Annotated in this window: 8 protein-coding genes, 1 pseudogene and 1 riboswitch; of the genes and pseudogenes, 6 read left to right on the top strand and 3 right to left on the bottom strand. The window is 28.0% G+C overall.

Annotation, left to right across the window (positions count from 1 at the left end; all coding sequences use genetic code 11):
- Window positions 1-318: 318 nt before the first annotated feature.
- Window positions 319-1,344 carry a S8 family peptidase gene (locus tag KGF52_RS18830; RefSeq protein WP_227841239.1) on the top strand — a complete coding sequence of 342 codons (1,026 nt, stop codon included), beginning with the start codon at window positions 319-321 and terminating at the stop codon, window positions 1,342-1,344.
- Between the two features lie 129 nt (window positions 1,345-1,473).
- Window positions 1,474-2,772 carry a bifunctional folylpolyglutamate synthase/dihydrofolate synthase gene (locus KGF52_RS18825; protein WP_227841238.1) on the top strand — a complete coding sequence of 433 codons (1,299 nt, stop codon included), beginning with the start codon at window positions 1,474-1,476 and terminating at the stop codon, window positions 2,770-2,772.
- Window positions 2,773-2,908: 136 nt separating this feature from the next.
- On the opposite strand, the gene KGF52_RS18820 is transcribed toward KGF52_RS18825, so the two are convergent.
- Window positions 2,909-3,154: a TIGR03905 family TSCPD domain-containing protein gene (locus KGF52_RS18820; RefSeq protein WP_227433701.1), complete on the bottom strand. Its 246-nt coding sequence runs from the start codon at window positions 3,152-3,154 to the stop codon at window positions 2,909-2,911.
- A 148-nt stretch (window positions 3,155-3,302) separates the two neighbouring features.
- Between KGF52_RS18820 and KGF52_RS18815 the strand changes: the two genes are divergently transcribed.
- Complete coding sequence (locus KGF52_RS18815) at window positions 3,303-4,169, top strand: YncE family protein (RefSeq protein ID WP_227433702.1); 867 nt, start codon at window positions 3,303-3,305, stop codon at window positions 4,167-4,169.
- 3 nt (window positions 4,170-4,172) lie between these two features.
- On the opposite strand, the gene KGF52_RS18810 is transcribed toward KGF52_RS18815, so the two are convergent.
- Window positions 4,173-4,709 carry a DUF4364 family protein gene (locus KGF52_RS18810; protein ID WP_009891708.1) on the bottom strand — a complete coding sequence of 179 codons (537 nt, stop codon included), beginning with the start codon at window positions 4,707-4,709 and terminating at the stop codon, window positions 4,173-4,175.
- 190 nt (window positions 4,710-4,899) lie between these two features.
- Window positions 4,900-5,103 carry an alpha/beta-type small acid-soluble spore protein gene (locus tag KGF52_RS18805; protein ID WP_003422115.1) on the bottom strand — a complete coding sequence of 68 codons (204 nt, stop codon included), beginning with the start codon at window positions 5,101-5,103 and terminating at the stop codon, window positions 4,900-4,902.
- A gap of 290 nt (window positions 5,104-5,393) precedes the next feature.
- On the opposite strand from KGF52_RS18805, the gene KGF52_RS18800 reads away from it, so the two are divergent.
- The 3 genes and pseudogenes from KGF52_RS18800 to KGF52_RS18790 all read left to right on the top strand — a co-directional run.
- On the top strand, window positions 5,394-6,158 hold the full coding sequence (locus tag KGF52_RS18800) for a polysaccharide deacetylase family protein (protein WP_227841237.1): 765 nt from the start codon (window positions 5,394-5,396) through the stop codon (window positions 6,156-6,158).
- Between the two features lie 390 nt (window positions 6,159-6,548).
- A complete protein-coding gene (prdC, locus tag KGF52_RS18795) occupies window positions 6,549-7,862 on the top strand; it encodes a proline reductase-associated electron transfer protein PrdC (RefSeq protein ID WP_227433704.1) in 1,314 nt (437 codons plus the stop codon).
- Between the two features lie 442 nt (window positions 7,863-8,304).
- Window positions 8,305-8,390, top strand: a riboswitch (cyclic di-GMP riboswitch).
- A 585-nt stretch (window positions 8,391-8,975) separates the two neighbouring features.
- Window positions 8,976-9,373 (top strand): annotated as a pseudogene (locus tag KGF52_RS18790) (cell surface protein); the annotation flags it as partial.

Below are 9,373 nucleotides of genomic sequence, written 5' to 3'. Positions count from 1 at the left end.
ATGAAATATAATTAATAGTTAATTGTGAATAATGAATAACAAAATATACAAGGGGATTGTCTAATAGAAAAGACAATCCCCTTTTTACAAATAATTCTAAATTGTGATATAAATCTAAAAATTTTATCGTAATATTTAACAATTTGATGACAATAATTGATATAATTAAGATAAATTAAGTATATAGTGTACTTATTTTATGTTTTTAGCAACAAATAGAGCATTTAAAAGATAAATTGTGCCACTTAAATTAAGGTTTAAGATGAACTATTAATGTAGATATATTAAAAACTTTTAGTAATGGAGAATATATGTGATATGAATAATAAAGTTAAGGTTGCAGTATTAGATACAGGAATAGATAAAGAACATGATTACTTAAAAGATAACTTAGTTGGAGGAATTGCTTTTGAATGTATACATGACTATATTTTTATATCAGACAAATTTGATGATGAAGATGGTCATGGAACTGCTTGTGCATCAATAATCAAAAAGGAGTATGAAGATGTAGAGCTATTTGTGATAAAAATTTTAGGTAATAAAGATAGTATTACAAATATAAAGGTTCTTGAAGAGGCATTAAAATACCTTTTGGATACTAATATAAGACTGATTAACTTAAGTTTATCAGTTATAGGTGTAGAAAGTGTTAAGGGCTTATTTGAAGTTTGCTATGAATTGTTTAGAAAAGGAAAGATAATAGTATGTTCCTTAGCTAATAACTTTGACTTGAGTTATCCAGCTATGTTTAACAATGTCATAGGTGTAAGGGCTTCTACTTTGGATATAGAGAATTCTTTTTGGTACAATAAAAAATATGATGTTCAATGTGTTATGGATAGTAATTCATATATAAGTTGTGATATAAATAATTCTTTCAGATTACCACCAAAATGTAATAGTTATGTAGCTGCAAAATTTACTGGGAAAATAGCTAAAATATTGTCAGAAGAGCCAAACATAACAATATACGCGTTAAATAAAAAACTCGAGTCTCTAGCAACCAAAAATTGTTGGAGTAGTTGTGATTTAGACAAGTATAGTAGGATTCCAGATTTTAAAGTGGATTTATATGATAAGGAAAATGCTCTGCTTGTGGAAGTTGCTGATGTTATTAGAGAGTGTTTAAATACTGAAGCTGATAATGAAAAATTATTTCAATGTAGCCTTTTTAATAAAGAGATAGGATTAGTTTATGATAATTGTTTTAATCTATTAGAAAAATTAGAGAACAGATTTGATTTGAAATTTAATTATATGGACATATCAAAATATGACTTAGTTTCCATATATACATTAACTGAATTAGTAGAAAGATATACAAATACAAAAGATAAATAAAAATTTATGAACCAAATTTAATGTAGAAGGTGTTAGATTATATGTATTCTTTGTCAGTAGATTAAAAGTGAAAAATATACTATAATTAGATAACATAAAATAAAATGCCAATACAGGGGGAATTAGATAATGAAATATGAAGAAGCATTAGAATATATATCACAAACCAATAAGTTTGGTATAAGATTAGGTTTAGAGAATATTGGGAAATTATTAGAACTGTTGGGAAATCCACAAGAAACTTTAAATATAATACATGTAGCTGGAACTAATGGAAAAGGTTCGGTGTGTTCTTTTATTTCTAATATACTAAGAGAAAGTGGATATAAGGTCGGCCTATACACATCTCCATATCTAGAAACTTTTACTGAGCGTATAAGAGTAAATGGAGAGAATATACCACAAGAAGATGTTGCTAGAATAATTGATTTAATAAAAGAAAAGATAGAAGTTATGGTAAGCCAAGGTTATGCATATCCAACTGAATTTGAAGTAGTTACTGCAATGGCATTTTATTACTATTCAGAGCAAAAAGTAGATTTTGTAGCTTTAGAAGTTGGATTAGGTGGAAGATATGATGCTACAAATATAATAACAAAATCACTTGTAAGTGTAATAACATCTATAAGTTTAGACCATACAGGAATACTTGGAGATACAATAGAAAAAATAGCATATGAAAAAGCTGGTATAATAAAGGAAAATGGAGTAGTACTTGTATATGACCAGACTGATGAAGCAAAGGATGCTATAAAGTCAGTTTGCAAAGAAAAAAATGCAAAATACATAGAAGTTAATTTTGACAATATAAATATAAAAAAATCAAACATAAACTTTCAAGTGTATGATTGTAATGTAATGGGAGAAACTTATAAGAATCTTGAAATAACGTTGATAGGTGAACATCAAATAAATAATTCTATATTGGCAATGAGTGTACTAAAATATCTAAAAGATACAAAAAAATTAGATAATGTAAGTGAAGAATCTATAAGAGAAGGTCTCATAACTACTAAATGGCCAGGAAGAATAGAAAAGATAAAAGAAAGTCCAATTTTTATAATAGATGGAGCACATAACGAAGATGGAGCAAAATCTTTAGCAAAAGCACTTGATAAACATTTTAAAGATAAAAAACTAACTTTATTAATAGGTATGTTGGAAGATAAAGATATTGATGGTGTTTTGGACATACTAATGCCTAAATTTAGCAAAGTAGTGACAACAACTCCTAATAATCCAAGAGCTATAAATTCAGATATATTAAAAGAAAAAATATTAAAATATGTAAGTGATGTAACGTCAAAATATGAAATAGAAGATGCAGTTAATTATACATTGGAAACATCAAATAAGGATGATATTATAATAAGTGCAGGTTCTTTATATATGATAGGCACAGTAAGAACTTTGGTAAAGAAATTATAATCTTATAAAATAAATACATATAAATATATAGATAAAAATAAAAGACATATAAAGAGGAGTTGGCTAAAATAATAGACAACTCCTTTTTTAATAAAATCAGTTTTTAGATGAGTGTATTACTATATATTATCAATATCTAGATAGATTGACGAATGGCTTTAGATAATTGGTCTGGGCAAGAAGTACCTTTACCTCCACAATCAATACCATTTAATTTATCAGCAATTTCAAGAGCATTTTGACCAATTATTAAACTCTTAAGCCCTAATAAATTTCCATTACATCCGCCTATAAACTCAGCATCAACAATCACATTATTTTCATCAACTTCAAAAAACATCTCTCTACAACAAACACCACTTGGGTTAAAAGTAACCTTCATAAAAAAGACCTCCATTAATTATTATTTCATTGTGTCAACATCAATAATAATACCAAATATATGTATAATAATGCAACTATAAAGCATAATACAAGCTAATAAAATAATATATTATTGTAGTATATGTATTGTAGAGAGGAGGGGTTATATGAAAATCTATATTTCTAACTACCTATCAAAGAGCATTAGTATAGTTGATTATTCTACGCTTGAACTAGAAAAAGAAATAGTATTAGAGGATAATATATATCCACATCATTTTTGCATAGAAAAGGAAAAAAATTTGATATACATACCTAGTTCGAGCAATGGAATACTATATGTTTTAGACTTAAGTAATGATAAAATAATTGATACTGTTTCTATAGGAGGAAGTCTTAGTCAAGTTATGCTTAGTGATAATGAGTTATTTGTAGCAAATGAAGATTCAAATAGCATATATGTATTGGATAAAAACACATTAAATCCAATAGGAATCATTGGCGTTGATAATATGCCACATGGATTTGATTTTGACAGAGAGAGTAAAAAGCTATATGTACCATGTATAAATTCGATAGTATGTATAGACACAATAAATAAAAGTATACAAAAGAAAATCAATATGGACTTTAGAGCATGGCATATAGCACTTGATAAACAAAAGAAGGAAATGTATATATCAACACTTGATGGAAAGCTTGTAATAGTTGATGAAGTAAGTATGGATATAAAAAAGGTATTATATGAATTCTTATTGCCAGTAGAAATAAGGTTTAATTATAGTGGGAAAAAAGTTTATGTTGCTGACTTGGGTTATAATAATGTAAGAATTTTGGATTATACAACAAGTAAATATATTGGAAATATTGAAATAGATGGAATTCCTCAGGGATTAGAAATATCTAAAGATGAAAAGTTATTATTTGTATCAGATACTCAAGAGAACTCAGTTAAAGTCTATGAAACTGCAAATAACAAATTAATAAAGGTAATCAAGGTAGGAAAAGAGCCTACAACTATAGTTTGTTTGTAGGCCTTAATGTATGTCTCTTATAAGTAAGTCGATAACTTCAGCATACATATAAGATGCATTGTTTTTCCAATTGTTACAAATAAGTTTTGCTTGTTTCTCTGATGAAACATTTAGATTTAAATCTATTAAGTTAGATTGATTTTCTATGACTCTAAGATTGACAATGAATTCATTATCACTTTGTTTTACGAAGCTAGATTTTACTTGAGTATCTGCTAGTAAATTTTCTTTATTAGAATCTATATACTTGTCTATTTTTTCAGTAACACTAGTAGGTATTCGATTAAAAAAGTATTCTAGACTTTCTACGCCTCTTTGAGTAAGAGCATAATATTCTCTGTCAGAGTCTTTATATGTAGTCAAAAACTTAGATTCCATAAGCTGAGATAAAAGTTGTTGTAATGAAAAGTAATTCATCATTTCAGTCTCTAATACTACTTGAGTTATTTGAGAATTAGTTAAGTCCATTTTAATTTTTTCCAATATATACAAAATTAAAAGTTTGTGATAAGCTAATTCTTCAGATGAGTTTTCAAACATAAATATCATCCTCCGTCAAACTATTTCTATATATAATATATTAAACTAATTTATACAAAATTAAAAGAATAATTTGTATAGTATCATTAATCTTTAACAAATTATATAAAATTAATTTTATAAATGAAGACAAGAAAACAGGGCTACCAATCGGCAGCCCTGTTGATACCCAGGTGTCAAAATTTACTATCTATTTTCCAGCCATTTGTCTTTCAGCCATTTCAACTAATTTCTTAGTCATGTATCCACCAACATATCCATTTTCTCTAGCTGTTAAGTTACCTTTGTCTATGTTTTCATAGTTAGATAAACCTATTTCGTTAGCTATTTCTAATTTCATTTGATTTAAAGCTGCTTTTGCCTCTGGCACTACTGTTCTGTTTGAATTTGACATAGTAAATTTCCTCCTTAAATAATTAGTTTATGATGTCTAACAACACTTTTATTTATGTGATGTTAATACTAATTTCTCCAAAATAAAAATAATATATACAGAAAAATAAAGGTAAAAATGTAAAAAATATAAAAAAATTAAAAAAAGTAGTATTTTAAAGAGGTTAATTGGTCTAATATAGAGTTTATTTTTTTATTTGTTGTCCTATAAATTAAATATTACAGTACTTTTTTGAGCTAAAAAAAAATAAATTTTAAATATAGAAGAATTTATTTAAAAGGGGGAATAGTATGAAAAGAGAAGTTAAGAGAACTAAAGCTTTAATATATAGTGTTTTATTTTTTTCATTGTTATTGGTATTAATATTTGCTCTTGTTTATGGAATAAAATATGTATGCTCTAAATCTGATAGCTCAAAAATGCCTATATATAGAGTTGATACAAATGAGAAAAAGATAGCTCTGAGTTTTGATGTTGCTTGGGGAACTGATAACATGGATGATATTCTTAAAATTTTAGATAAACATAACATAAAAGCTACTTTTTTTCTAGTTGGTAGTTGGGTGGATGATAATGAAGAAATTGTTAAAGCTATAGATGAAAAAGGACATGAGATTGGAAATCATTCAAATACTCATGCTAATTTAAAAGAAATATCAAAAGAGGATATAACAGAAGAAATAGAAACTACATCAGAAAAAATATTTAATATAACAGGTAAAAAGACCAATCTATTTAGACCTCCTTTTGGAGACGTAAACAATAAAGCTATGGACATTTGTGGAGATTTAGGTTATAAAGTAATTAAGTGGGATGTAGATTCGATAGATTGGAAAGAACTTGGCCCAAATCATGTAATTGAAAAAGTAATAAAAGAAGCTCAGCCTGGTTCAATAGTTTTATTTCATGCTAATATAAATGATGTAGATAACTATTTGGATACCATAATAAATCGACTTAAAAAAGATGGATATAGCTTAGTAAAAATATCTGATTTATTATATAAAGATAATTACATAGTTGATTCTAATGGAGTACAAAAACCAAAAAATTAATAATCAATAAATGTATATTTTTAGTAGTGTTGTGGAAAATTGTATAGTATATGTTAGAAAAGTGTCGATAAAAAGACGGTGTCTATTTTTTGACACTTTTTTATGCATGTATGTAATATCAATAATTATAGATTAAATCAGTAAAAAAAGCGTCTAATAATTGACTTTTTTTTATTGAGTTTAAATGATTAAATTGAATTACAAACGCTGTAAGATAGTATTTTCAAAGGGTATAACTTTGTTTAAAAGTTGGCATAGAAATTGCTTTGATAATAAGCGATATGTTCTATAGAAATAAACAATATGTTAAAGTCTTGTAATAGAAAAACAAGATTAATATTATTTGAACAGCTTATAAAAAAAATTAATATATTTAAGGGGGCGTACTAGTTGAACAAACTATATTCTATTTTATTAAAACAACACGTTGGTGGTCCAGATAAGCCAGTAGTAAGTGTTGGAGATGTAGTAAAAAAAGGAACTCTAATCGCAGAACCAGCTGGATTAGGAGCAAATATTTATGCCAGTGTTAGTGGAAAAATAAGTGAAATAAATGACCAAGCTATAGTAATTGAAGCTGATGAAGCACAAGATGATACTTTTGAACCATTAAAAGGAGAAAGTATACTTGATTTAATTAAAGAAGCTGGAGTTGTAGGAATGGGTGGAGCAGGATTCCCTACTCATATAAAATTAAATATAGATTTAAAAGGTGGAACAATATTAGCAAATGCAGCTGAATGTGAACCTTTACTAGCTCATAACATAAAAGAAATAGAAGAAAATCCAGAAATAGTTTACAAAGGTATAAAATATGCTATGGAAGTTACTAATGCTGGAAAAGGTATGCTAGCAATAAAGAGCAAACATCCAGAAGCAATAGCAGCATTCAAAAAAGTAATAAAACCAGGAGATAATATAGAGGTTGCTGAACTAGTTGATATGTACCCAATGGGAGAAGAAAGAGCTATAGTAAGAGATGTTCTAGGAAAATTACTTGAGCCAACTCAATTACCTTCAGAAGCTAATGCAGTAGTAATAAACGTAGAAACATTAACTAGAATAGTAGAAGCTGTTGAGCAAAAAAGACCAGTTATATCTAAAAATATAACTGTAGTTGGTCAATTAAACAGTGGAAAAGAATCTATAGTATTTGAAGATGTGCCAATCGGAACTACTGTTGGAGAATTAATTGAAAGAGCTGGTGGAATAAAAGGTGAATATGGTGAAATAATCCTAGGAGGACCTTTCACAGGAAAAGCTACTACTTTAGATACTCCAATAACTAAAACTAGTGGTGGTATAATAGTTACTATGCCATTTGTTAATGAAAAGAGAAAGATGGGTCTTTTAGTCTGTGCATGTGGACCTAACGAAGAAAGAATGAGAGACATAGCAGCTAAAATGGGCGTTACTGATATAGTATCAGTTCAAAAATGTAAACAAGCTCAAGAAATAAAAGGTGCATTAAAATGTGAAAATCCAGGACACTGTCCAGGACAAGCTCAAAAATGTATAGAATTTAAAAAAGCTGGAGCAGAAGTTATATTAATAGGTAACTGTACTGACTGTAGTAATACAGTAATGGGTTCTGCACCAAAATTAAAATTAGGTGTATACCATATCACTGACCATGTAATGAGAACAGTTAATCACCCATTAATAAGAAGAATAAAAGGTGACGTAAGATTAAAAATAAAATAATTAATTAATGTAAAGCCATATAATAAAAACATCTTTAGAAGTGAATCTTAAAAATTACTTCTGAGGATGTTTTTTGATGTAACATATAAGTTAAATTGATAAGATGTGCAAATAAGATGGAAAAAATAGACAAAAATTCATCTATATTGTATAATAATGACAATAGCTATTAAAATTATATCAGACAAAAATAGTAAAGCTCAAATATGTGATTTGTATTGACATATCTAAATTAAATTTAGTCAACTATCCAAATAGAGTAAAAGTTTTTGTGTTATTTAAAGATACTCTATGGTATCTTTTTTAGTATAAAAACGAATTTTTGTCTTATATTAGAAAAATTATCTTGAAATATTAGTTTGTATTTTAATACATTCATAAAAAGTGCACTTAAAGAGTTAAAACATTGAACAAAACATTAAAAAAATAAAAATTACAAAAACCTATTTATAGAAACTGTGAAGTATATCTTAAATTTGGGCACTTAAGGGATATATGGAGTTAGTAGTGCAACCTGCTATAAATATAAATAGGAGTAACTTTTAATTATCAAAAATATATAAACAGACATAATAAAGTACATAAATCATAGTAAATATAGATATAAAATATATTTTTGAAATAGCTCCCTACATTCATAAAGAGTGTAGAGTGGTAGAACATCTGCCCAAAACTCCTTTAATTGCTGGAAGTTCCTAAAGCTAACTAAACCACAACATAATCATGAAATAAGGATAGGTGTGATAGAGTATCTATTTGATAGATACTTGACGGTTACGAAAGTAGAAAAAATTAGTTAGATAGCATAAGGTTAAACCCTAAGTGCCTTAAAAATGGATAATCAGCAGGTAAGCTTCGAAAAGAAGAAACTTCAACGACTAGAGAGAAATCTCGTACCTACAAGTGTGGGGAAATGGGGAGTACCTAATTATTAGGTAATGATATAGTCTGTGCTTAATAGAAATATTAAGAAGTTCATTAGAGAACTGGTTAGGATTAACGACCCTAATTGAACATGCTAAAGATGTATTGTGGAATCAAATCTATACAATAATATAATATTTTGAATTATATTAGATAGATACAATATATATTTTTAGTATCAGGAGAATTTTGAAATTAAAAATTAAAAAATCAAGTATAATTAGTTTAGCCATCGCTTTGAGTATGGCATTTACTACATTTACACCAATAGTATCTTATGCTGCTGAAATGAATGGCAAAGATGTAGTATTTGATGGGGAGAAGCCATCAGAAGGTCAAACTCCAGAAGGAGAACAACCATCAGACGGGCAAGCTCCAGAAGGAGAACAACCATCAGATGGACAAACTCCAGAGGGAGAACAACCATCAGACGGACAAACTCCAGAGGGAGAACAACCATCAGATGGACAAACTCCAGAGGGAGAACAACCATCAGATGGACAAACTCCAGAGGGAGAACAACCATCAGATGGACAAACTCCAGAGGGAGAACAACCATCAGACGGACAAACTCCAGAGGGAGAACA

This window comes from Clostridioides sp. ZZV15-6597 (assembly GCF_020657815.1).
GTDB lineage: Bacteria > Bacillota > Clostridia > Peptostreptococcales > Peptostreptococcaceae > Clostridioides.
This window is presented reverse-complemented; position numbering and strand designations above follow the sequence as displayed.

Bases quoted from the DNA above. Each gene is read 5' to 3' on its own strand.
- KGF52_RS18830 (WP_227841239.1), top strand. From the start codon at position 319: ATGAATAATAAAGTTAAGGTTGCAGTATTAGATACAGGAATAGATAAA.
- KGF52_RS18820 (WP_227433701.1), bottom strand. From the start codon at position 3,154: ATGAAGGTTACTTTTAACCCAAGTGGTGTTTGTTGTAGAGAGATGTTT.
- KGF52_RS18815 (WP_227433702.1), top strand. From the start codon at position 3,303: ATGAAAATCTATATTTCTAACTACCTATCAAAGAGCATTAGTATAGTT.
- KGF52_RS18805 (WP_003422115.1), bottom strand. From the start codon at position 5,103: ATGTCAAATTCAAACAGAACAGTAGTGCCAGAGGCAAAAGCAGCTTTA.
- KGF52_RS18800 (WP_227841237.1), top strand. From the start codon at position 5,394: ATGAAAAGAGAAGTTAAGAGAACTAAAGCTTTAATATATAGTGTTTTA.
- KGF52_RS18825 (WP_227841238.1), top strand. From the start codon at position 1,474: ATGAAATATGAAGAAGCATTAGAATATATATCACAAACCAATAAGTTT.
- KGF52_RS18810 (WP_009891708.1), bottom strand. From the start codon at position 4,709: ATGTTTGAAAACTCATCTGAAGAATTAGCTTATCACAAACTTTTAATT.